Origin of the sequence: Streptomyces gelaticus, assembly GCF_014649535.1 — a bacterium.
Classification (GTDB): Bacteria; Actinomycetota; Actinomycetes; order Streptomycetales; family Streptomycetaceae; genus Streptomyces; species Streptomyces gelaticus.
Map to the genome: position 1 here is coordinate 197,313 of NZ_BMTF01000012.1, position 21,014 is coordinate 218,326.

A 21,014-nucleotide genomic window follows, 5' to 3' on the forward strand; every position below is an offset into this window, starting at 1 on the left:
CAGGGACGAGGTTTCCATGTTCACACTGCCGCTCGGCGACACAGCTCAGCTCCGCCCCCTGGAACCCCGGCACGCACAGGAGTTCCTCGCCCATATCGACCGCGCACGGCCGTATGTGGACCCCTGGATACCCTGGGCGACCCTCAGCACCGACCTCGCCTCCGCCACGGCCGTTCTCCGGCGTTACGCCGACAGACAGGCCGAGGACACCGCCCGGATCTACGGGATCTGGCTGGACGGCACACTGGTCGGCGGCGTCATGTTCACGCGCTTCGACAGCGTCTCCGGAGTGTGTGAGATCGGGTGCTGGCTGGAGGCCGCCGGGGAAGGCCGGGGGCTGGTGACGCGGGCGTGCCGGGTGTTGATCGACTGGGCCTTCACGGAGCGCGGGATGACCCGGGTCGAGTGGTGGGCCGCGGCGGGCAACACCCGCAGCATCGAGGTCGCGCGCCGACTCGGGATGACCCGTGACGGTGTGCTGCGGCAGCACACCCTGTACCGGGGTGTGCGGCGCGACATCGAGGTCTGGTCGGTGCTCTCCGGGGAGTGGCCGCCCGCGGACCGGACGACAGCTACGGGAGAAGTACCCGTACGAGAGGTGGCTGCGGGAGAAGCGGCGGCGGGAGCAGTGAGTGCCGGAGACGCGACCGCGGGAGACGTGCCCGTTCCCGACGTCAAAGCCGAGCTCGACCGGCTGATGCGCGCCTTCCTCGGCGCGTTCGCCAACACCGGCGGCAGCCGGCCGAACCTCGACGTCGTCCGCGAGGTGTTCATCCCGCAGGGGGTGATCATCTCGAACGTCGGGGACGAGCCCGTGGTCTACGACGTCGACTCATTCATCGAGCCCCGGGAGAAGCTGCTCACCGACGGGACGATGACGGAGTTCTCGGAATGGGAGGTCGCCGAGCGGACCGAGATCTTCGGGTCCGTCGCACACCGGTTCAGCGAGTACCGGAAGTCCGGGATCCTCGACGGCGAGCCCTTCGAGGGCGAGGGTCGCAAGACCATCCAGTTCGTCCGGACGCCGGTCGGCTGGAGGATGAGTTCGATGGCCTGGGACGACGTGTAGGTGGTGCGACCGGGGCGTCCGGATCGCACCGCCGGATCACACCGCGGGCAGTGCGTAGAGCCGCTTCCCGTGCATCGCGGCCAACCGGTCGCCCGCCGCCACGACGTACCACTGCTGGATGTCACCGGTGTGGTCGTTGTAGGTCCAGCGCAGCTTCCCGGTCGACGCGTCGAAGGCATGCACGCCGCCGTCCTCGTCGAACTCGGTCGCCCCGTACAGCGTTCCTTCCACCTTGGCGAACTGCCACGCCTGCGTGGCCGACTCCCGCAGGTCCTCGTTGTGCCAGATCTGCTTGCCCGTACCGGGGTCCACCGCCCACATGCCGCGCGCGCTGTCGGCCGCGTACAGCACCCCGTCCAGAACGTGCGGGTCGTTGAAGGAGCTGAACTCCTCCGTCCGGAGCGACCAGCGCTCCTTGCCGTCGGCCAGGGCGAACGCTCGCAGCCGTCGGCCGTCCGCCACGATCACCAGGCCCTCGTGCACCGCGAAGCGTCGGTTGTTGGACCGGCTGATCTTCCTCGTCCACAGCTGCCGGCCGGTCGCCGTGTCACGGACGGTCACGTTCTCGCGGTAGTCCGTGTAGACCAGGCGCCCGCCGACGGCCGCGGCGGTGATGCCGAACTCCTCGGTCCCCGCGTCGCGCTGCTCGCGCCAGGCGATCTTGCCGGACGCGGTGTCGATCGCGGCGATGACGTTGTTCGGCGTCGTGAAGTCCTTCTCCAGGATGCCGGCAAGGACGTACACATGGCGGTCGTCGGCCGCGATCGGGCGCGGCTGCTCGTACTTCTTGCCCAGGCGGCTGCGCCAGGTCTCCTTGCCCGTGGCCGGATCCAGGCCCACCACGTCACCGTCGTACTCGGCGCTGGCGAGGTAGAGCGTGCCGCCGCCGACGACGAGTGCGGCGCCGGGTGTGGTGACGCCCTTGCGCGACCACTTCTCCTTGCCGCTGACGATGTCCCGTCCCACCAGCGGATCGCCCGAGACCAGGACCACGTCCCCGACCGCCGCGAGCGCGTCGTTGCCGGCCAGACCGGTGTTGGCGGCATTCGCCTTCCACAGCGGCTCGGGCGCGGTGCCCGGCGGCGGGGTGGTGAAAGTGTCACCGCTCTTGTCACCGCTCTCGTCACCGCCCGGCGTCGCACTGCCGCCCGGTACATCCGTTTCCTCCTCGGGGCCGCACCCCACGACCCCGGCCCCGAACACAGCCAGCCCGAGCCCTGTTCCGGTCAGCCTGAGCATTTGCCTACGCGACATCATGCGCCCGGCGCGACTACCCATCTCTGTTCCCACTTCCGTCCGGCTGTTGCGACGTCCCCCAGGGACACCTTGAGCGCCATCAGGCTAGCCACCGATTTTCGACCTACCTCCGTCTGGCACACAGTCGGGACATGGCCGTGAAGATCCCGTCACAGGGAAGCCGTCGCGACCTCCCACCCGAGGAGGATGCATCTCAAAATGTGTGCGGATGCGAATTTCTGGCCACTTGGCGGAGTCGGCCCGGTGGGTCCGGTCACTGGGCGAGCACGGAGTGTTCGCGTGCGGTGAGCCGTTCCGGTCGTCGTTCGAGGAGGCAGTGGACGGCAGTTCGGCGATGACGACCGGGGCCGTGGCGGTGCGACCGGAGGCTGACATCCGTAGGCCTCAGGGTTGAGGTGCCTGGTCACGGGCCCCCACACTGCGACACTGACGGCGGTCATCACCGAGGTGGGGCCCGGCGGACCGCCCGACGTCGGGCGGCGGCTCGGATTCAGCGTCTACGACGGCGGCAAGGACAAGGGCCACTCCGACGACCACGTGGGCTTCTCCTGGAACGGTGTGAACCTGATGCCGGTCGACGACGCCGCTCCCGGGGAAGCCCCGGTCGGCACCTGCATGGCACCCGCGCCGTACGCCCCGGTGACCAAGGGCGGCTACACGGTCGAGCACGCCGAACTGCCCCCGGCACCGAAGTCCTGAGGCTCTGTGAAGGTGCCTTGGCATCAGCTGGATCGGCGCCGGACACCGGACCGGCGGGGCGACGTCTGATCGTTGGACCGACTCCCCCGTTCCGGGGCGCTGCGACGTCGTGGGCGGCGTCAGGCAACGCTGGTCCTGCCACTGTTGTTGCAGGCACTCGCCCCGGAGACCCGGAAGGCCCGGCTCGACAGGTCCTGCACCGGCTCGTGCGCGGCGACCTCGCGAAAGGAATGAAATAAGTGAAATGAGCGGAACGTTCTGATGCGGTCGGGCGCGCTCAGGCGCGGCGGGAGCAAAAACCCGGTGTCCGTGGCAGGCGCATCGGCGTTAACGTGCGCCGCATGACTGGAACCGATCTTCCGCCGCGCCTGACCCGGCTCACTTTCCACGGCCCCCTTTCCGAGGCGCGGGCCGCGCGGATCGTCGACCGGCTCGGCCGGGCCGCCCCCGCACGTGTGCTGGACATCGGTTGCGGCTGGGGGGAGTTGATGCTCCGGGTCCTCGACGCGGTGCCGGGGGCGACCGGGCTCGGCATCGATCTCAACGGCGAGGACATCGCCCGGGGACGTGCGAACGCCGAGGTCCGTGCGCTGACCGGACGCGTGGAGTTCGTCGAGGGGTCCGCCGGGGAGGCGTTGCCCGGATCCGCCGACCTCGTCCTGTGTCTCGGGGCCAGTCATGCCCTCAGCGACGCGGAACCGCCCGAGCACAGTGTGGGCGCACTGCGTGCGCTGCGCCGGATCGTGGCGCCCGGCGGGCGGGTCCTGCTCGCCGAGGGCTTCTGGCAGCGCTCCCCCACCACCGCCGAACTGGCCGCGATGTGGCCGGACGCCCGTGCCGACGAGTTCCATGATCTGGCCGGACTCGTCGACCTCGCCGTGTCCGCCGGTTTCCGGCCCGTCTGGATCGAGACGGCGGGCGACGACGAGTGGGAGGACTTCGAGTCCGGTTATCAGTCGGACGTGGAGGAGTGGCTGGCCGCTCACCCGGACCACCCGCTGGCACAGGAGACGCGCGAGCGCATCGACCAACACCGGGCGAGTTGGCTGAGGGGCTACCGGGGAGTGCTCGGGATGGCCTACCTCACGCTGGTCCCGGTGGACTGACCGGCACCGGCCTGCCGAACCCGGGCCGGAACGCGATCACTCCCACCTCGCGGAGTCCGGGTCGACGCCCCGTGCCCCGGCGTTCGCGGCGATCACCTCGCGCAGCCAGACGGTCAGGCCCGGCGCGAGCGCGTCGTAGTACTCGGCGTACGGCGGAGGAGCGAGCCGTTACGCGGCGAAGCCGATGTTGGTGACGTACTCGTACTGCCCCCACTGCGACCCCAGGTCGACGATGACGTCCTCCCAGGCGTCGTCCAGGCCCTGCTGGTCGCCGGATGCCCACGCCTCGACGATGCGGTCCCAGCGGCGGACGTTCATCGTGCGGTACTCCACCAGGCGTTGGAGCTGCCGTGGCACCTGCGACTGATTCAGAGGGTGGATCTCCACCCGGGTCCCGCCGTTGGCGTTCAGGCGTCGGAGCAGGTACGGGGCGACGTTCTGGCGGCGCACCTGGCGGTAGGCGGCGTCGATGCGTTCCAGGTTGGCGTTCGACGGCCGGCGTTTCTCTTCCAGCCACGCCTTGAGTGTGCGGTCGGTCACCGTCAGTCCGGCTTCCCTGGCCGCCCGGCGACTGTGCTCGGTCCGGGTCAGGTAGTGCAGGCGGGCCATCAGACCACGCCTCACGGTCACCGGGGTGACGATGCCGTCCGCCAGCTCGTCGAGTTTGCGTGCGACGGCGTCGCTGCCCTTGATGCCCCGGGCGCCGAACTTCCCGAAGTCGATGGTCCTCTCGGGCATCTACGCCTCCTCCCCCGGCATGTCCTCGGTGTCGTCGGTGCCCGCGGTGTAGGTGTCCTTCGTCTTGACCTCGGTCACGCCGCGACCCTCGGTGAAGACCCGGTGCCAGTCGCCGATGACGTGGAGTTCGTCGGTGCCCATCGCGCGTACGACGGTGAGGCCCTCGTCGTGGGCCTTGAGGGCTTTCATCCAGAGGTTGGCGAACGCCTGGCTGCGGATGATGTGCATCCAGTCCGGGCGGTAGAGCTCGCGGTTGTAGTTCGACTCCCCCATCGTGGAGACGAACTTCGAGTACATGGCCTTCACGTACTCCAGCGTCACCTCGTCGTCCTCGGCGATCGCCGTGTCCCGGGCGTCCTTGAGGGCGACGCGGAACTTCTCCAGCAGGTTCTCCGTGGCACCGGACGTGTAGGACTCATGGATCTCCGGGGGCGCACACAGGGCGTGCTTGGGGCCGGAGAGGCGCAGCAGGAGGCGCAGGGTCGGCTCGGTGACCCACAGCGGGCCGGGCTCGTCCCGGTTGCCGATGGGGTTGGGCAGCACCGCGCCGTGTTCCCACGCGGGCGGGGTGATCAGGTGGACACCGGCGCGGCGGCGGTCGTGGGCGAAGCCGGTGGTGTGTTCCAGCTGGCCGAGCGGGAGGTGTGTCTTCAGCGCGGAGAGGTAGGCGCCGTTGATGTCGAGTGCGGTCACCTCGTGGCGGCCGGGCGGCAGTTCGCGGCGGGTCCACTTCGGGCGCGCCTCCCAGATCTGGTCCGCGCCCCTGGAGGTCTGCTTGCGGAGGATGTCCGGGATCCACGGGTGCGCGACGATGTCGTACCGCGCTCCCTTGCGGGTCTCGTCCAGCAGCCGCATCGCGTCCGGAATCGCCCGCTTCAGCAGCGCCGCGAGGGCCGCGTCGACGTCGCCCCGGTGCTCGGCGAGCGCCGCCCGGACCGTCCGGCCGATCAGCTCCCCGGGCCCGGACAGCTCCTGGAACGCGCGCTTGGCCGGGCCCCGGGCGGGCCGGGTCACAGCCGGCGCGGCGGTGGGCGGTGCAGCGGTCGGCGGCACGGCAGTGCGCGCCGCGACGTCAGGCGGCGCGGCGGTGGCCGGCGTAGCGGGTCGGCAGTCGGCCGGGTCCAGGTGCTGGGCGAAGCCCGCCACCCGGTGTCCGGCAGGTGATCCGCACAGCACACACGGTTCGGCGGCAGCGAGGGACTCCACCTCGTCGTCGGCCTCGTCCCCGGCCTCCTCCTCGTCTTCCGCGGGCGCGGCTTCCTGCGACGTCCCGGTGGTGAACTTGGCGGCCAGTCCGTCCAGCAGATACGCGTATTTGGCGCGGATCTCGTCCGCCGGGTCGCGGCCGCTCTCCCACGCGCCGACCGTGCTGGGACTCACGCCGAGCGTGCGGGCCACCTGGGCCTTGGAGAGCCTGGCCTGCTCCCGCAGCTCCCGGCGGACCTCCGGCAGCGGGAGCTCGGCCTGCGGACCGACGGCCGCGAGCAGCGCGTCGATGGCATCGAAGTCACTCACCGGAGCGCTCCCTTCGCGGCGGCTGAAGTGTCATGGGGCCGTCAGATGTAGGTGACGGGGTTACGGGACAGATGCGGGCTGCTGGTCGGGCGGCCGACGCGGGGGTCGTCACGGAGGAGCTCGCCTTCGAGAGCGTAACGGTCACCGTGTTTGGAGATGCCGATGATCCTGGCGACCGCGAGGACCGTGCCCTCGGTGTTGATGATCTGCACCTCGTCCTGCGACAGGGCCCGGTCGGCGTTGAACTTCCAGATGCCCCGGCCGGCTTCCCACGCCTCGTCCTCGCTCATGCCCCGGCGCCAGCCGAGGGTGGTCCGCATCAGGCGGTCGCCCGGGTCCGCCGCGCGCTCGGGGCCGATCTGGATCTGCAGCACCCGTCCACCTCCCGGGGGCATACTGTTCAACTTGTTAAGAAGTTACCATGCACGCCGTCGGAGTGGGGCACGGCGGGCAGCGACGGGCCTTTCGGCGCGTCATGAAGGAGCCGGACCAGCACCCGGCGAAACTCTCGCCATGACCGACGCACCGAAAGCAGTCCTCGAAGGCGGCCCCGACGACCTCCCCGACCGGATCGTCCCCCTCACCGCCCCCGGGACCGACATCAAGATCCCGTTCCGTGGCGGGTACGAACACTTCAGGGCCACGGCACGCCACCAGGAGACAGCCGAGGGGCAGTTGCCCGTCTACGAATGGTGGGAGCGGACGGAAATCCCCGGGTAGGGGGCCGTCCGGCCGGGCGTGACACGAGCGGGCCGGACCGTCAGCCGCCCAGCACCACCGTCCGGGACGGTGTCGCCCGCGGCAGGACGATCGGCGAGGCGCCGCCCTTCCGGTACTCCTGCGGGCTGACCCCCCGCACCCTCTTGAAGGCCGAACTGAGCGCGAACGCACTGCTGTAGCCGACCTCGTGCGCCACCGCGGCCACCGTGACGTCCGGTTCACGCAGCAGGTCGGCGGCCAGAGCCAGACGCCAGTTGGCCAGGTAGGTCATCGGCGGTTCCCCGACGACCTCGGCGAAGCGGCGGGCGAGGCCCGCCCGGGAGACGCCGACCTTGCGGGCCAGCGACTCCACCGTCCACGCGTGGGCCGGCTGTTCGTGCAGAAGGCGCAGTGCGGGCCCCACCCTGGGGTCGGACCGGGCGTGGTACCAGGCCGGCGCACCGGCGTCCGGCTCGGCGAGCCAGGCGCGCAGCACACTGACGAAGAGCAGATCGAGAAGGCGGTCCAGGACCAGCTCCTGCCCCGGCTCGTCGCGGCCGATCTCCTCGGCGAGCAGGGGCACGAGCGGGGAGTCGTCGAGGGCGGCGGGCCGCACCAGGAGGGTGGGCAGGGCCCCCAGCAGCCGACGGCCGATCTCGCCGGGCGCCTGATACGTACCACTGAGCATGACGGACGAGCCCTGCTCGAGCGGAGCCCCCCAGGTCCGCACCCCCAGGGCCATGGTGTCGGTGACGTCCTCGCCGACGGTGGTACTGCAGCGCTGATCGGGGCCGACGGTGATCTGGACGGGGGTGTCCTGCGCGTCGGCGACCGTGTACGGGTCGGGGCCGCGCAGCACGGCGATGTCGCCGGGATTGATGAGGGCCGGTACACCGCCGTCGGGCATCACCCAGGCGCTGCCTTGGACCATGGTGGCCAGGGAGATCGGAGCGCGGTCCTCGACGCGGAGCGACCAGGGCGGGTCGAAGACGGACTTGAGCAGGAAGGCGCCGCGCGCCTTCGGCCCGTCCAGGAGTCCGGTGAGCACGTCCATGTGGTGATCCCCATTCGGCTTGAGGGCGTGGCGCCGGGCCGAATCCGTACCGGGCACTCTCAGATGTTGCCGGGTGCGGCCGGGCGTTGTCAGATGTTCCAGATGCCGGTGGCTGCGGCATCCTTCGCGAAGGCCGAGAAGTCGCGCGGCTTGCGGCCGAGTACCTCTTCCACACCGTTGACGACGTCGGCGTTGCGCCCGTCGAGGATCAGGGCGAACAGGTCGGCGAACTCGACGGGCAGCCCGTTCTCCCGCAGGCCCGCCCGGAAGTCGTCGAGGGTGACCGGGGTGTACGTGATCTCCCGGCCGGTGACCTGCGACAGTTCGGCGGCCACATCGCCGAAGCTCAGCGACCGGGGCCCGGACAGCTCGTACGTCCTGCCGATGTGCTTGTCGTCGGTGAGGGCGGCGGTGACGACGTCGGCGATGTCTTCGATGTCCACGAACGGCTCCACCGCGTCGGCGGTCGGCAGCGCGAGCTCACCGGCGAGGACGGGCTCCAGGAAGAAGCTCTCGCTGAAGTTCTGGTTGAACCAGCTGGCCCGTACGACGGTCCAGTCGGCGCCCGACTCCTTGAGCTTGTTCTCGCTGTTGACCGCGCCCTCTTCACCGCGTCCGGAGAGAAGTACCAGTCGGCGTGCGCCCTTCTTCACGGCGAGCTCGGAGAAGGCGCCGACGGCTTCCGCGGCTCCGGGGAATCCGAGATCCGGGTAGTAGGTGACGTAGACGGCTCCGACGCCGTCGAGCGCTGCCTCCCAGGTGTTGGGGTCCTCCCACACGAAGGGCGGTTCGGCGTTGCGGGATCCCACGCGCACCGGCAGCCCCTGCGCGGTGAGCCGCTCCGCCACACGGCTCCCGGTCTTTCCGGTGCCGCCGATCACCAGAATCGTCTTCGAGTCGGCCCGCTGAATGTTCTGCTGAATGTTCTGTTCGTTCGTCATGCGGATCAGTCAACGCCGCCCCCACGAGACGAACCATAGCCACAGCGCTCAACTCCATACGCGTGCGTCCAGAGTCAGGTGTCGGCAGTCAGGCATCGCCCCTGAGCCGGTCGCGCTGGATCCGGTGCGCGAGGGCGCGGCGCACGGAGGCCGATGCGGTGGTGGCGGCGGTCGTCTTCGGGGGGACGTCGAGGCCGCGGCTGATGCTGTCGTACGCGTCCCGGTAGCCGGTGGGCATCGTCGCCCGGTGCAGTCCGAGGTCCTCTTCGACGAGGCGTCGCAGCTCGTCGACGTTCTCGGGCGTGAAGCGCTTCTTCCCACGGGCGATGGCCTCGACGTAGCGGGTGCAGCGGGCGTTGTCGCAGAGGGTCTCCGAGATCTCCTCGGCGAGGGCCCACAGGCGTCCTTCGAGCCATGGGGTGTCGTGCTGGTCGAGGGAGAGTTCAAGCGGAGGCGGCGGTTCTTCCGTCCGGTACTTCGCCATGTGCTTGGACACGGCGGGCTGGCTCATGGCCGCGAGCCGGGCGATCCTGTCCTGCGTCCAGCCGAGGCCGGCGAACAGCTTGATCATTTCGGCGCGCAGCTTCCGCATCTCCTCGCCCGCCCGGATGACTTCGTTCATTTCGGCGAGCATCCGCCCGGCCTGTTCCTCGGTCAGCGCCTCGGGAATCCGGTGCGCACTCTCTTCGCCTGCCATGGCTCGGTTATATACCCCGATCCCCCCGGGCCCCACATCGTTATAACCGGGTTGTAAAACCTGGTTATCAATGGCAGGGTCCATGCCCATGCCCACCTTCTTCGCACCTGACGGAACCCGGCTCGCCTACCGCGTGCACGGCGACGGCCACGGCGACCCGGTCGTCTGCATCCCCGGCGGACCTGCGGACTCCCGCTACCTCGGCGACCTCGGCGGCCTGTCGGCGCACCGCCGGCTGATCGTCCCGGACCTTCGCGGCACCGGACGGTCCGCGATCCCCGAGGACCCCTCCTCCTACCGCTGCGACCGCCTCGTCGCGGACATCGAGGCCCTGCGCAGCCACCTCGGCCCCACCCGGGTCGATCTGCTCGGCCACTCCGCCGGAGCGAACGTCGCGACGCAGTACGCCGCGCGGCACCCGAAGAACGTCGGCAGGCTCGCCCTGATCGCCCCGGGCACCCGGGCCCTCGGCATCACGATCACCGGGGAGATGCGCCGTGAGCTCGCGCGGCTTCGCCGCGACGAGCCGTGGTTCCCGGCGGCGTTCGCCGCCCTGGAGGCAATCACCGAGGGCACCGGAACCGACAGCGACCTGGAGGCCATCAGCCCCTTCTTCTGCGGCCGGTGGGACGCCGCGGCGCAGCAGCACCGGGCGGCGAGCCGGCCGGACAACGAGGAGGCCGTCGCCCTCTTCGCGGCCGAAGGCGCCTTCACTCCGGATGCCACCCGCGCGGCACTCGCCGGCCTCCGGTCCCCCGTCCTGCTGCTGGCCGGGGAGCTCGATGTGAACAGTCCTCCCCGGTCGGTGGCCGAGGCGGCCGCACTGTTCCCCGATGCGGTACTCGCCGTGCAGCCGGGGGCAGGTCACTGCCCCTGGGTCGACGACGCGGACCGGTTCACGGCAACCGTTGCGGCGTTCCTGGAGTGAAAGCCCGCGCCGGCCGGTGCTACTGCTGCGCGAAGCGCTCGAACGCCCCGTACAGGGCTGCGCTCATGGCGGCACTTCCCTTGTGGCCCGAGTCCTCGATGACCACGAGTTCCGCACCGGGCCAGGCATGGGCGAGTTCCCAGGCCGTGTCGAGCGGCGCGCTGATGTCGAGGCGGCCGTGGATCAGGACGCCGGGGATGCCCGCCAGACGTCCCGCGTCGCGGATCAGCCGGCCCTCCTCCAGCCAGGCCCCGTGGGCGAAGTAGTGCGAGCAGATTCGTACGAGCCCCAGCATGGCCCGGGGCGGCCTGCTGCTGTACGGGTTGGGGGAGCCGTTCGGCTCCCCGGAGAGGACCGCGTCCTCCCAGGCGCACCAGGCGGTTGCGGCCTCGGCCCGTACGTCCGGATCGGGGTTCTCCATGAGGCGCGCGTACGCCCCGACGAGGTCGCCGTTCCGGTCGGCCTCGGGAACACCGTTGCGGAATCGCTCCCACGCCTCCGGGAAGAACCGCCCCGAGCCCCGGTAGAGCCAGTCGATCTCGCGGCGGCGGGTACTGGTGACCGCGGCGAGGACGATCTCGGACACCCGCTCCGGGTAACGCTCGGCGTACGCGAGGCTGAGCGTGGAGCCCCAGGAGCTGCCGAACAGCAACCACCGGTCGACACCGAGGTGTTCGCGCAGTCGCTCCATGTCGGCGATCAGATGCTCGGTGGTGTTGAGCTTCATGTCGGTGGTGGGGTCGGCGGCATGGGGTGTGCTCCGGCCGCATCCGCGCTGGTCGAAGAGAATGATCCGGTAGCGCTCCGGGTCGAAGGACCTGCGCGGACCCGTCGAGCAGCCCGAACCGGGGCCGCCGTGGACGACGAGGGCGGGCTTCCCGTCGGGATTTCCGCAGGTCTCCCAGTAGACGAGGTTTCCGTCGCCGGTATCGAGCGTGCCGTGGTCGTAGGGATCGATCAACGGATACGGGGCTGCCATCTCCGGTTCTCCTCCATCGAGTTGGTCGAATTCATCGAGGACACGAGCCGAGCACGATTACACACGAACCATCATCGTCACCTGTTTGACAGGTGACGCAATCGATGGGACGCTCGTATCAGCCCAGCGCCCCCTGGCGTGATCCGCGACCGACAACCGATCGAGCGGAGGTCGACCATGAACACCAGGCACATCGTGATCACCGAGAACGCGGCGGACAATGCCGCAGTGACCCGGCACGAGCGGTTCGGGAAGCTGCCCGAGCGCATTCCCTACCAGGACATGGTCGAGGTGAAGCCCGCCTCGCCGAGGGAGCCCGCGAGGGATGCATACGACCCGGAGGGCTCCTGGACGTCCTTCTCCTGCCTGGCCGCAGACCTCGGACTGTAGGACCTGCTAGGCTCGGAGGAGCTTTGATCATGGATTGAAGCTCTGATCACATATCGAGGAGACCAGACATGGTGGGTGACGACGACATCTCGGGGTGATACCCCGACCTGTCAGGCCGCCGGCCGATGCCCAGGAGCATCGCCGTCGTGGCCGCTCAGTCGTCCCCTTCTTCCATGTCCCGGGCACCAGTCTCTGCCTGCCCGTATCTCATTCGAGGTCTCTTCATGTCCGACGCCTTCGTCGTCTGCTCCAACCTGTCCTTCGCCTGGCCCGACGACACCCCGGTCTTCGAGGACCTGTCCTTCACCCTGGGCAGCGGCCGGACGGGCCTGGTCGCACCCAACGGCTCCGGCAAGAGCACCCTGCTCAAGCTCATCGCCGGTGAGCTGCACCCCGGCACCGGGTCCGTCTCCGTGGGCGGCACGCTCGGCTATCTCCCGCAGAACCTCCCCCTGACCCGCGACCTCACGGTCGCCGAGGTCCTGGGCATCGCCCCGGTGATCCGGGCCCTGGACGCCGTGGAGTCCGGGGACGTGAGCGAGGAACACTTCACAACCATCGGCGACGACTGGGACATCGAGGAACGCACCCGCGCCCAGCTGGACCGGCTCGGCCTCGCCGATCTCACCCTCGACCGGAGCCTGAACACACTCAGCGGCGGCCAGGTCGTCTCGCTCGGCCTGGCGGCCCAGCTGCTGAAGCGGCCCGACGTACTGCTGCTCGACGAGCCGACCAACAACCTCGACCTCGACGCCCGGCACAAGCTCTACGACGTACTGGAGGACTTCGGCGGCTGCCTCCTGCTGGTCAGCCACGACCGGGCGCTGCTCGACCGCATGGAACGCATCGCCGAACTCGAACGCGGTGAACTGCGCTTCTACGGCGGCAACTTCACCGAGTACGAGGAGGCCGTACGGGCCGAGCAGGAGGTCGCCGAGAAGAACATCCGCAACGCCGAACAGGAGCTGAAGCGGGAGAAGCGGGAGATGCAGCAGGCCCGCGAACGCGCCGAGCGCCGCGCGAGCAACGCCGCCCGCAACCTCAAGAACGCGGGCCTGCCCCGTATCTTCGCCGGGAACATGAAGCGGGGCGCCCAGGAGTCCGCGGGCCGGTCGGGGCAGCTGCACGCCTCCCGGGTCAGCGAGGCCAGGGCCCGGCTGGACGAGGCGGGGCGCGCCCTGCGCGACGAGCAGCGCATCACGCTGGATCTGCCGGACACCGATGTACCCGCCGGGCGCACCCTCGTTCTCGGTGAACACATGCAGGTCAGCCACGGCGGACGGACCGTGTTCGCCGGACCCGGTATCGACCTGACCGTCCGTGGCCCCGAACGCATCGCACTGACCGGTCCCAACGGCTCCGGCAAGACCACGCTGCTGCGTCTGCTCAACGGCGAACTCGACCTGGACGGCGGGCAGATCAAGCGGGCCGACGGCCGGATCGCCTATCTCTCGCAGCGGCTGGACCTGCTGGACCCGGACCGTACCGTCGCCGAGAACTTCACCGCTTTCGCGCCGCACCGGCCGGAGGCGGAGCGGATGAACCTGCTCGCCCGCTTCCTCTTCCGGGGCCCCCGGGCCCATCTGCCCGTCCGGGTGCTGTCCGGCGGCGAGCGGCTGCGCGCCACCCTGGCCTGCGTCCTGTGCGCCGAACCGGCTCCGCAGCTGCTGCTCCTGGACGAGCCGACGAACAACCTCGACCTGGTGAGCGCGGGCCAGTTGGAGAGCGCGCTGGGCTCGTACCGGGGAGCGTTCGTGGTGGTCAGCCACGACGAGCCGTTTCTGGCCCGGATCGGCGTGAGCCGGTGGCTGCGGCTGGCCGGCGGTGAGCTGACGGAGACGGGAGCGCCCGAGGCATGAGCCGCTGACGTGCCGACCGGGCCCGCGCCCGAGGTGGGTCACCACCCGGCGGGCCGAACACCGATCACGTCAGGTGGACCAACCATGTCTCGACCGGCCCTGCTCGCCCACGACGTCGTCCGCACCCTGGGGACCAAGCGGGTCCTCGACGGCGTCTCCCTCACCGCCTCCCCCGGCCACCGCATCGGGCTGATCGGGGAGAACGGCGTCGGCAAGTCGACGCTGCTGCGTCTGCTCGCCGGAGTGGACGAACCCGATGCCGGGACCGTCACGCGCCCGGCCGACCTGGGCTTCCTGCACCAGGAGATGCCGTTCGACGACGCGTCGACGATCGCCGACGTGCTGGACGAAGCCCTGCGCGAGGCCCGCGACGACCTGGCCGAGCTCGAACGTCTCACCGAGCGGCTCGCCCATGCCCCGCAGGACTCCCCCGGGTACACCGAGCTGCTCGACACGTACGGCCGACGGCTCGAACAGGCCCAGGAGCGGGAGGTCTGGGACGCGGACCGGCGTGCCGCGATCGTGCTCGACGGGCTCGGCCTCGGCACGTTCAGGCACGACCGGGCGCTCGGCTCCCTCTCCGGCGGGCAGCGCGGCCGTCTGGCGCTGGCCGCTCTGCTGGTCCGACGCCCCTCGGCACTGCTGCTGGACGAGCCGACCAACCATCTCGACGACGGCGCCGCCGCCTTCCTGGAGGAGCAGGTGCGCGGCCTGCCCGGGGTCGTCGTGGTGGCCAGCCACGACCGGGCCTTCCTCGACACCGTCTGCACGGATCTGATCGACCTCGACCCGTCCGTGGACGGCCCGGTCCGCTACGGCGGCAACTACAGCGCCTACCTGGCCGAGAAGCGTGCCGAGCGGGAACGCTGGGAGCGGCGGTACGCCGAGGAGCAGGAGGAGCTCGCGGCGCTGCGCCACTCGGCCGGTGTGACCGCGCACCGCCTGGCGCCCGACCGGGAGCGGCGCGACAACGAGAAGATGGGGTACGGCCACCGGGGCGGCCGGGTGCAGAGCCAGATCTCCCGGCGGGTGCGCAACGCCACCCGTCGGCTGGACGGGCTGGAGCGCAGGCAGGTCGGTGAGCCGCCGCAGCCGCTGCGGTTCCACGGGGCCGCGCTCGCCGTCGCCGTTTCGCCCGTCGAGGGGTTGGTGGACGATGCGCTGGTCTCCCTCCGCGATGTGCGGGTGCCGGGCCGGCTGGCCGTCGAGCGCCTGGACGTACCGGCGACCGAGCGCCTCCTCGTCACGGGAGGCAACGGAGCGGGCAAGTCGACACTGCTGTCCGTGCTCGCCGGGCGGCTCGCGGCCGAGGGCGAGGTGCGGCGGCGGCAGGGGCTGACGGTGGGTCTGCTGGCCCAGGACACGGTGTTCGGCCGGCCCGACCGGACCGGGCGTGAGACCTACGAGCGCCTGCTCGGCGCCGAGCGGGCAGAAGCCGTCCCGCTCGGCTCGCTGGGTCTGCTGCACAAGGCGGATCTGGACAAGCCGGTCGGCCGGCTGTCGGTCGGTCAGCGCCGCCGACTCGCGCTGGCGCTCCTGGTGGCGCGTCCACCGGAGCTGCTGCTGCTCGACGAGCCCACGAACCACTTGTCCCCGAGGCTGTGCGACGAGCTGGAGGCGGCCCTGGGCACGGGGCCCGGTGCGATCGTCCTGACCAGCCACGACCGCTGGCTGCGCGGGCGCTGGCAGGGCCGCGAGATCCGGCTGCGCTCCGACCGGGCGCACCGGGACGGAAGCACTCGGACGGCCACCGGTCCAGCAGGTGACGAGCCTTGCTGACGCGATAGTCACCTGCCAGAATGGTGATGTGAATCTGGATCACGTCTTCGTATGCGGAAATCCGGCGCTCGACTTCGCCGCGACACTCCGGGCACGGCGCTCGGTGCGGTTCGAGATGTTCGTGACGCCGGAGCGGCTGCGGGCGTGGTATCTGGAATCCGGCATCGTCGACGCGGTCTTCCCGGGCGACCAGGCCGACGTCGATCGCGCGAAGACCGTACGGGAGGCCGTCTACCAACTGGTCACGGCCCGTCGGCTCGGTGAGGAGTACGCCGACGAGGCACTGGACGTACTGAACGGTGCGGCGCGCAGGCCGCCCGCCGCACCGCAGCTCACCGCCTCGGGCCGCTGGACGGAAGCAACGCCGGACGAAGCCCTGTCCACCGTGGCGCGCCATGCGGTCGAGCTCCTGAGCGGGCCGGACGTACCGCTGCTCAAGGAGTGCGGCAATCCCGAGTGCACCCGTATCTACATCGACCGCTCCCGGGGCATGCGGCGGCAGTGGTGCGGCATGGAGTCCTGTGGCAACAAGATCAAGGCAGCCGCCTACCGCGCACGCAAGAAGGGCGCGCACACCGCCTCGGCCGCCGCGCGGTAGAGGCGGCGCGGAGGCGGCGCCGGTCCGTCGGGGCCTCGGACGACGAGGGCGGCCGGCTCCTCCCGGCGCCGAGCGATCAAAAGCACCCGGGGCGCGGCCAGGCGCAGGTGGTCGGCCGTGGCCAGGGCCGCCGAGCGGTCGCCCACACCCTGGAGGAACACCCCTCCGGCACGTCGCGGAGGTCCCGGAGAGCCTGCGCTGAGACAGCGCCGTTTCTGTGGGCCCGGTGCATCGTGCACCGGGCCCACCGTCATGTGGTGCGCGGACGGATCACTCATGTGCCGGTGAGCGTGGTGGTCACTCGGGTTCGGTGCAGAACTGCCGGGCACCGCGCAGTGTGGTCCGCAGGATCCTCCGGGCCGCCCGGCTGTCGAGGCGTACGTCGAGGGCTCCGGGGAGGGCGCTTTCGGCCCGTAGTCCCGTGGGCAGACGGGAGGCATCGAGACCGTCACGCCTGGCGATGAGGATGCCGAGCTCGTGACGGCTCAGCGCGTCGGCCCCCGCGAGATGGTGGATGCCCGCCACGTCCATCCACGCCAGTTCGAGGAGGGCGGCGGCCAGGTCGGCGACGTGCACCGGGCAGCGGATGTCGTCGGTGAACAGGGCGCCGTCGCCGCCGGAAGCGAGTCGGTGCACGATGCGCTCGTGCGTGGAACGCCCGTGGCCGATGATCAGCGACGTACGAGCGACAACGGCCGTCGGATGCACGGCGAGTACCCCGGTCTCTGCCGCGGCCTTGGCTGCGCCGTACGGGGTGACGGGGTCAGGGAGACACGACTCGTCGTAGTGGACCCGGGCACCGGAGAACACCGCGTCACTGGACACGTGGACCATGCGGGTTCCGTACCTCGCCGCAACCATCGCGAGCTGGATGGGTCCTTCTGCCGTGACCGCCCAGTCGGCTGCCCCGCTCGATACATTGAGGACGAGATGCGGGCTCACCTCGGCCATGACTGCTCCGAGGCTTCCCGTGTCCCGCAGATCGAGTGGATACCACGCGGCCGGTGAGGCGTCGCCCGGCCTGTTCGCGTACGTCGCGACCGTCCTGTGTCCCGCGGTTCTCGCCTGCCGGACCAGCTCGGCCCCCAGAAAGCCGCTGCCGCCGACGATCAGAACTGTCATGTGCCACACCGTAGACCGGGCCTCACACCGAAGGCGGCCACTCCGGAGTCCGCTGGGACGCCGTGCGAGCCCTGAACAATGAGCTGTCGGGGACGGCTGTCTGTCAGAGAAACGTGGAGGTGGGGTACGTAGCGGCTCGCGGCCGACCCGACCTGCGACGGTTACTGCGCAGGTGGACTACACGCATGCTGTTCGGTGCCGTTCTCCGATCCCGTTGAGCAGTTCGGGCCGGGAACCGGGGAAGTGTGCGAGTGCCAGCTGAGAATCCAGCCGGCGGTCAGCACCGCCGCGCCGCCTGCCAGGGCGATTGCGCCGCCTGTGCCGATGCCTGTGGCCACCGAGCCGAAGCAGGCCGGTCCGACACCCTGCAGCGTCATGTTGCCGGAGCCGAGCAGGCCGAAGGCCTGGCCCTGGCCATCCTGCGGGAGGGCGTCCAGGAACGGCCGTTGCAGGCCGAGACCGTAGGCGAATCCGAAGCCGCAGAGCAGCAGCAGACAGGACGAGACGCCCACTCCGGGCTCGGCTGCGAAACCGACCAGCGGCAGTCCCATCAGCGCAATCAGCGGGACCACCAGTCGTTCCCGGGTGAGTGGCCGTAGCAGTCGGCCCACCAGCAGGTCGCCGACAAGCATGCCGACCGGCAGACAAGACATCAGCACCGCGTACCAGCCGGGCGCGAAGTGGCGTCCTCCCGCGTAGGCGACGATCAGGCCTTCCGCGCCCGCTACGAACGCGGACGGTAGCCACTGGGCCAGCATCAGTCGTCGCACCGTGCGTCCGCGCAGCAGCAGGCCGGCACCGCGCAGGCTTGCCCGGACGGCCCCGCCATCGCCCCGATCGCTGCCGAACGCTCCCGGCTGCAGCCGGGGAAGCCGGAGGCGGACGGCGAGCGCGCAGCCGAGGTAGAGGACGGCGCTCACCGCGAGTGCCCGGCGTGGGCCGAGTACCGCGACGGCCACACCTCCCAGCGCCAGACCGAGCAATTGCGCGCCGGAGGAGGCGATGTTGTTCAGTGAACGGCCCAGTACATAGGCGTCGCCCTCCAGCCACTGCGCGACCAGCCGACTCGACGCGCCGCTGAACACCGGTGTGGCGAGGGCGACCAGCGCCACGACACCGAGGCTGACCGCGATCGGCATCCGCACCAGGGCGAGCAGCAGTGCGGCGGCGCACTCCAGGGCGTAGCCGCCGGCGATGAGCGCGCGGGGCGGCAGTCGGTCGGCCAGCGAGCCCAGCAACAGTGAGCCGAACAGCTGCGGGAGAAAGCCGATACCGAAGGCCAGTGCACTGAACAGCGCGGAGCCGGTGGCTGCGAAGACCAGCACCGAGAACGTGGTGATCCGCAGCGAGTCGGCGGTGACCGCGACGGTGCGGGTCGAGAAGAGCAACCGGAATCGCGGCTCGGCCAGCACCTCCCGGTAGGTGGCTCGATGGTTGCCCTGCTCGGGTTCGGCGGTTGTGGTCATGACGCCCAGCCTCACGGTGCGCACATGCCACCCACCAATGATTCGTCACTGGACGAATCGGAACAGGTGTTCCGCAGTAGCATGACAAGGTGCTCCGCTTCGAAGTCTCAGTCGAGGACCTGCTACGCAGCCGCTTCGCACTGTCGCCCGCGATGGAGCTCTGCGCACTGCTGCGTTCGCTCGCCGGCCAGGACCGGCCACTGCCGCGAACCTGGGCCACCCGACTCCTGCCGGTCTTTGAACGGCTTCGCTGCGAGACCGAACTGAACGCCGTCCTCGCCCTGCACACCCCGCGATCCGGCGCGGACTTCATCGCCCCGCCCCCGCGCGGCCTCAACCAGACCTGGGCAGACGACCTGGCCCTGATCCGGGCCACACCGCTGGAGACGGCCCGCCACGGATTCGCCACCACCGCGACCGGCCCGTCCGCCCGTGATCCCCTCGTACGCGCAGTGCTGGACTCGACGGACGCCGTCCCCAGGATCGCCGAGGCGATGGACCAGGCCTGGCACGAGCTGCTCGCCGCGGACTGGCCGCAACTGCGCGCGATCTGTGAGCGCGATGTCGTGCACCGGGTGGGTGTGATCGGCGAGCACGGCTGGGCCACGACCATCGAGAGCCTGCACCCAGGCATCGCCTGGCGCGCCGGCGGTATCGAACTCGGCTTCTTCCCCCGCGGCGGAACAGTCCGCCTCGCCGGGGACGGGCTACTGCTGATCCCTTCAGTCTTCGTCGGTCCCTCTGTCGCCGCCCACCTGGAAGACCCCTGGCCCAGGACCTTGGTCTACCCTGCCCGCGGCACCGCCGCCCTGTGGGGCGAACAGGAGACCGTCCTCCAACCGGACGCACTGACCGCTCTGGTCGGCCGGGCCCGAGCCCGGCTGCTGGTGGCGCTGGACGCCCCGGCCAGCACCAGCCACCTCGCCCGAAGCCTCGCCATGACACCCGGCGCGGTAGGAGACCACCTCGCCATCCTGCGAGGCGCGGGGCTGCTCGTCCGCGCCCGGTCCGGACGGTCGGTGCTCTACCGACGCACCCCGCTCGGCGAGGCACTGGTCGGCGGCTCGGGCTGAGGGATCGGGAGCGCCAGCGGCACACACCACTGCCAGCGTGTTGCACCGACTACTGGAAACCACCCTGCGGGCCGGCCGGGGGCGGTTTCGTGGCATACGGGGTCAGCCGTCCAATGGCTCAGCGCCGTGCGCAGCAGCAATTTTGATCGATGCGTGCGGCAAGATCGAAATCGGCGTCGGTCAGCTTGAACCCGGCGTCGTGCGTCGTAATCCCGAACCGAACGTGGTCCCACCGCAGATCGATGCTCCTGATCTCCCGCGCGGCTGCTCATCGCGCCGAGAGGCTGTCCGGCGGATCTTCATGGCATACCGGTCACCTATGCTGAGACGGTCACTGTCGACCACCTCACCCCCTCAAGGAAAGGTCAGTTGACCCCGCATTCCCTTGCGTTCTACATGGATGTGATCAGGTCCGGAACGGTGCTCGGCGCCAAGCCGACGGACAGCCCCGACCAGGTCACCGCGATCCTGGGTTCCGACTTCGCCGAGAACTCCTTTGACGACCAGAGCATGTGGCGTGACTACGGAATGGCCGAGTTCTTCTGGGGACGGAAATCGCGCGACCATCCGTGGGTGGGACATCACTTCACCCTGCAGGTGCATCGGCTTTCATCCTTGGGCGGCAGTATTGTCAACAGGGTGATTCGCGAGCGGTACGGCCGCTTCGACCGCCATCTCCGCTTCGACAAACTGGAGCGGCTGCTGGCCAAGCGCGGCGTGCGCATGGAGGACGTCCCGGATTCCAACGCTCCTGCCTACACCCTGCACTGGCAACCTGTCTCTCAGGTGTCCGTCCTGGCGTGCGGGGCTCATGAGAGGGGGAAGCATCGGCGCGGCGGCGAACGTATCGGTGACGTGAATGCCGTCTCTTCATCGATGAGTGCCGAGCAGGTGGCGTGGTACAGGGCGCGCTACGGCCGCCAGAACATCTAGTGTCCTGAGTCTTAAATTTCCATATAGTTGGGTCGTGACGCGCCCGGGACCGAAGCTTGCGCCGCTGGATCTGACCGATGCTGAGCGATCGGTGTTGGAGGGTTGGGTGCGG

Annotated in this window: 21 protein-coding genes and 1 pseudogene; 11 read left to right on the plus strand and 11 right to left on the minus strand. The window is 70.1% G+C overall.

The features are described 5' to 3' along the window. The first annotated feature begins 16 nt into the window (after nucleotides 1-16). A complete protein-coding gene (locus tag IE107_RS19290; RefSeq protein ID WP_189545047.1) occupies nucleotides 17-1,069 on the plus strand; it encodes a GNAT family N-acetyltransferase in 1,053 nt (350 codons plus the stop codon). Between the two features lie 36 nt (nucleotides 1,070-1,105). On the opposite strand, the gene IE107_RS19295 is transcribed toward IE107_RS19290, so the two are convergent. After that, nucleotides 1,106-2,308: an outer membrane protein assembly factor BamB family protein gene (locus tag IE107_RS19295; protein WP_229867085.1), complete on the minus strand. Its 1,203-nt coding sequence runs from the start codon at nucleotides 2,306-2,308 to the stop codon at nucleotides 1,106-1,108. 408 nt (nucleotides 2,309-2,716) lie between these two features. Here IE107_RS19295 and IE107_RS19300 point away from each other — a divergent pair, with 408 nt between their 5' ends. Both IE107_RS19300 and IE107_RS19305 read left to right on the plus strand, forming a co-directional pair. Then, the gene (locus tag IE107_RS19300; RefSeq protein ID WP_229867086.1) at nucleotides 2,717-3,025 is read left to right on the plus strand and encodes a hypothetical protein; all 309 of its coding nucleotides are present in this window, start codon (nucleotides 2,717-2,719) and stop codon (nucleotides 3,023-3,025) included. 341 nt (nucleotides 3,026-3,366) lie between these two features. Continuing rightward, a complete protein-coding gene (locus IE107_RS19305; protein WP_189545049.1) occupies nucleotides 3,367-4,131 on the plus strand; it encodes an SAM-dependent methyltransferase in 765 nt (254 codons plus the stop codon). 168 nt (nucleotides 4,132-4,299) lie between these two features. On the opposite strand, the gene IE107_RS19310 is transcribed toward IE107_RS19305, so the two are convergent. Genes IE107_RS19310 through IE107_RS19320 form a run of 3 tightly spaced genes read right to left on the minus strand, consistent with a single transcriptional unit; the run spans nucleotide 4,300 to nucleotide 6,758 of the window. Continuing rightward, nucleotides 4,300-4,869 carry a transcriptional regulator gene (locus IE107_RS19310; RefSeq protein WP_189545050.1) on the minus strand — a complete coding sequence of 190 codons (570 nt, stop codon included), beginning with the start codon at nucleotides 4,867-4,869 and terminating at the stop codon, nucleotides 4,300-4,302. Then, on the minus strand, nucleotides 4,870-6,384 hold the full coding sequence (locus IE107_RS19315; RefSeq protein WP_189545051.1) for a helix-turn-helix transcriptional regulator: 1,515 nt from the start codon (nucleotides 6,382-6,384) through the stop codon (nucleotides 4,870-4,872). Nucleotides 6,385-6,425: 41 nt separating this feature from the next. After that, the gene (locus IE107_RS19320; RefSeq protein WP_189545052.1) at nucleotides 6,426-6,758 is read right to left on the minus strand and encodes a hypothetical protein; all 333 of its coding nucleotides are present in this window, start codon (nucleotides 6,756-6,758) and stop codon (nucleotides 6,426-6,428) included. A gap of 139 nt (nucleotides 6,759-6,897) precedes the next feature. Here IE107_RS19320 and IE107_RS19325 point away from each other — a divergent pair, with 139 nt between their 5' ends. Beyond that, on the plus strand, nucleotides 6,898-7,104 hold the full coding sequence (locus tag IE107_RS19325) for a DUF5988 family protein (RefSeq protein ID WP_189545053.1): 207 nt from the start codon (nucleotides 6,898-6,900) through the stop codon (nucleotides 7,102-7,104). Nucleotides 7,105-7,144: 40 nt separating this feature from the next. Here the strand turns inward: IE107_RS19325 and IE107_RS19330 are convergent, their stop codons facing one another. The 3 genes from IE107_RS19330 to IE107_RS19340 form a co-directional block, all read right to left on the minus strand. After that, nucleotides 7,145-8,137: an AraC family transcriptional regulator gene (locus IE107_RS19330; protein WP_189545054.1), complete on the minus strand. Its 993-nt coding sequence runs from the start codon at nucleotides 8,135-8,137 to the stop codon at nucleotides 7,145-7,147. 89 nt (nucleotides 8,138-8,226) lie between these two features. Further along, the gene (locus tag IE107_RS19335) at nucleotides 8,227-9,078 is read right to left on the minus strand and encodes an NmrA family NAD(P)-binding protein (RefSeq protein ID WP_189545055.1); all 852 of its coding nucleotides are present in this window, start codon (nucleotides 9,076-9,078) and stop codon (nucleotides 8,227-8,229) included. Between the two features lie 88 nt (nucleotides 9,079-9,166). Continuing rightward, a complete protein-coding gene (locus tag IE107_RS19340; protein WP_189545056.1) occupies nucleotides 9,167-9,775 on the minus strand; it encodes a sigma-70 family RNA polymerase sigma factor in 609 nt (202 codons plus the stop codon). An 88-nt stretch (nucleotides 9,776-9,863) separates the two neighbouring features. On the opposite strand from IE107_RS19340, the gene IE107_RS19345 reads away from it, so the two are divergent. Continuing rightward, nucleotides 9,864-10,703: an alpha/beta fold hydrolase gene (locus IE107_RS19345; protein ID WP_189545057.1), complete on the plus strand. Its 840-nt coding sequence runs from the start codon at nucleotides 9,864-9,866 to the stop codon at nucleotides 10,701-10,703. Between the two features lie 19 nt (nucleotides 10,704-10,722). Here the strand turns inward: IE107_RS19345 and pip are convergent, their stop codons facing one another. Continuing rightward, nucleotides 10,723-11,682, minus strand: a complete 960-nt coding sequence (pip, locus tag IE107_RS19350; RefSeq protein WP_189545058.1) for a prolyl aminopeptidase — start codon at nucleotides 11,680-11,682, stop codon at nucleotides 10,723-10,725. Between the two features lie 177 nt (nucleotides 11,683-11,859). Here pip and IE107_RS19355 point away from each other — a divergent pair, with 177 nt between their 5' ends. The 4 genes from IE107_RS19355 (at nucleotide 11,860) to IE107_RS19370 (ending at nucleotide 16,308) form a co-directional block, all read left to right on the plus strand. Then, nucleotides 11,860-12,072, plus strand: coding sequence for a hypothetical protein (locus tag IE107_RS19355; RefSeq protein WP_189545059.1), 213 nt, complete (start codon nucleotides 11,860-11,862; stop codon nucleotides 12,070-12,072). A 224-nt stretch (nucleotides 12,073-12,296) separates the two neighbouring features. After that, nucleotides 12,297-13,931: a ribosomal protection-like ABC-F family protein gene (gene abc-f / locus IE107_RS19360; RefSeq protein ID WP_189545060.1), complete on the plus strand. Its 1,635-nt coding sequence runs from the start codon at nucleotides 12,297-12,299 to the stop codon at nucleotides 13,929-13,931. Nucleotides 13,932-14,015: 84 nt separating this feature from the next. Then, nucleotides 14,016-15,710 (plus strand): ABC-F family ATP-binding cassette domain-containing protein, encoded by a 1,695-nt coding sequence (locus IE107_RS19365; RefSeq protein ID WP_189545061.1) that lies wholly within the window; start codon nucleotides 14,016-14,018, stop codon nucleotides 15,708-15,710. Nucleotides 15,711-15,738: 28 nt separating this feature from the next. Further along, nucleotides 15,739-16,308 carry a CGNR zinc finger domain-containing protein gene (locus tag IE107_RS19370; RefSeq protein WP_189545062.1) on the plus strand — a complete coding sequence of 190 codons (570 nt, stop codon included), beginning with the start codon at nucleotides 15,739-15,741 and terminating at the stop codon, nucleotides 16,306-16,308. 297 nt (nucleotides 16,309-16,605) lie between these two features. Here the strand turns inward: IE107_RS19370 and IE107_RS19375 are convergent, their stop codons facing one another. Both IE107_RS19375 and IE107_RS19380 read right to left on the minus strand, forming a co-directional pair. Next, entirely contained in the window at nucleotides 16,606-17,430 is an 825-nt protein-coding gene (locus IE107_RS19375) for an SDR family oxidoreductase (protein WP_189545063.1), read from the minus strand. Between the two features lie 161 nt (nucleotides 17,431-17,591). Next, nucleotides 17,592-18,896, minus strand: coding sequence for an MFS transporter (locus IE107_RS19380; RefSeq protein ID WP_189545064.1), 1,305 nt, complete (start codon nucleotides 18,894-18,896; stop codon nucleotides 17,592-17,594). 89 nt (nucleotides 18,897-18,985) lie between these two features. Between IE107_RS19380 and IE107_RS19385 the strand changes: the two genes are divergently transcribed. After that, nucleotides 18,986-19,969, plus strand: coding sequence for an ArsR/SmtB family transcription factor (locus IE107_RS19385; RefSeq protein WP_189545065.1), 984 nt, complete (start codon nucleotides 18,986-18,988; stop codon nucleotides 19,967-19,969). Between the two features lie 102 nt (nucleotides 19,970-20,071). On the opposite strand, the pseudogene IE107_RS19390 reads toward IE107_RS19385, so the two are convergent. After that, nucleotides 20,072-20,213 (minus strand): annotated as a pseudogene (locus IE107_RS19390) (4a-hydroxytetrahydrobiopterin dehydratase); the annotation flags it as partial. A gap of 125 nt (nucleotides 20,214-20,338) precedes the next feature. On the opposite strand from IE107_RS19390, the gene IE107_RS19395 reads away from it, so the two are divergent. Next, on the plus strand, nucleotides 20,339-20,902 hold the full coding sequence (locus IE107_RS19395; RefSeq protein ID WP_189545066.1) for a hypothetical protein: 564 nt from the start codon (nucleotides 20,339-20,341) through the stop codon (nucleotides 20,900-20,902). Nucleotides 20,903-21,014: the final 112 nt, after the last annotated feature.

Bases quoted from the DNA above. Each gene is read 5' to 3' on its own strand.
- IE107_RS19290 (WP_189545047.1), top strand. From the start codon at position 17: ATGTTCACACTGCCGCTCGGCGACACAGCTCAGCTCCGCCCCCTGGAA.
- IE107_RS19295 (WP_229867085.1), bottom strand. From the start codon at position 2,308: ATGCTCAGGCTGACCGGAACAGGGCTCGGGCTGGCTGTGTTCGGGGCC.
- IE107_RS19305 (WP_189545049.1), top strand. From the start codon at position 3,367: ATGACTGGAACCGATCTTCCGCCGCGCCTGACCCGGCTCACTTTCCAC.
- IE107_RS19310 (WP_189545050.1), bottom strand. From the start codon at position 4,869: ATGCCCGAGAGGACCATCGACTTCGGGAAGTTCGGCGCCCGGGGCATC.
- IE107_RS19325 (WP_189545053.1), top strand. From the start codon at position 6,898: ATGACCGACGCACCGAAAGCAGTCCTCGAAGGCGGCCCCGACGACCTC.
- IE107_RS19330 (WP_189545054.1), bottom strand. From the start codon at position 8,137: ATGGACGTGCTCACCGGACTCCTGGACGGGCCGAAGGCGCGCGGCGCC.
- IE107_RS19335 (WP_189545055.1), bottom strand. From the start codon at position 9,078: ATGACGAACGAACAGAACATTCAGCAGAACATTCAGCGGGCCGACTCG.
- IE107_RS19340 (WP_189545056.1), bottom strand. From the start codon at position 9,775: ATGGCAGGCGAAGAGAGTGCGCACCGGATTCCCGAGGCGCTGACCGAG.
- IE107_RS19345 (WP_189545057.1), top strand. From the start codon at position 9,864: ATGCCCACCTTCTTCGCACCTGACGGAACCCGGCTCGCCTACCGCGTG.
- pip (WP_189545058.1), bottom strand. From the start codon at position 11,682: ATGGCAGCCCCGTATCCGTTGATCGATCCCTACGACCACGGCACGCTC.
- IE107_RS19355 (WP_189545059.1), top strand. From the start codon at position 11,860: ATGAACACCAGGCACATCGTGATCACCGAGAACGCGGCGGACAATGCC.
- abc-f (WP_189545060.1), top strand. From the start codon at position 12,297: ATGTCCGACGCCTTCGTCGTCTGCTCCAACCTGTCCTTCGCCTGGCCC.
- IE107_RS19365 (WP_189545061.1), top strand. From the start codon at position 14,016: ATGTCTCGACCGGCCCTGCTCGCCCACGACGTCGTCCGCACCCTGGGG.
- IE107_RS19375 (WP_189545063.1), bottom strand. From the start codon at position 17,430: ATGACAGTTCTGATCGTCGGCGGCAGCGGCTTTCTGGGGGCCGAGCTG.
- IE107_RS19380 (WP_189545064.1), bottom strand. From the start codon at position 18,896: ATGACCACAACCGCCGAACCCGAGCAGGGCAACCATCGAGCCACCTAC.